Below are 331 nucleotides of genomic sequence, written 5' to 3'. Positions count from 1 at the left end.
GCCATGGAGGATTACCAGCTCGACCTGAGCATCGGCGAAGTGCCGGCGGCAACCTCGTCGGGGACGGGCGGCAGGTATTCAGGGCCGAGGACGGACTGGGCGGGCGGGAGATGCAGCTGGGGAGCTCCTTTTGACGGAAGGCACTCCTGCAGAGGGATTGCCTCTGGGGCCCTGACGGAAGCCGCGACCCGGGCTTCGAGGGCAACCCGCTCGTCGCCGGGGAACCCGGGCTGCGCTTCTATGCAGGCGCCCTGCTGAAGACATCCGACGGACAGCCCATTGGCACGGTCTGCGTACTCGACACCAAGCCTCACGAACTCTCCGAGCGGCA

Annotated in this window: 1 pseudogene; it reads left to right on the top strand. The window is 67.4% G+C overall.

Annotated features, from left to right (window positions below):
• Window positions 1-331: pseudogene (locus MKK84_RS21465) on the top strand (GAF domain-containing protein); the annotation flags it as partial.

The sequence above is a fragment of the Methylobacterium sp. E-065 genome, assembly GCF_022829605.1.
GTDB lineage: Bacteria > Pseudomonadota > Alphaproteobacteria > Rhizobiales > Beijerinckiaceae > Methylobacterium.
The sequence above is the reverse complement of the archived record's forward strand: the minus strand, read 5'-3'. Positions and strand labels throughout refer to the sequence as shown.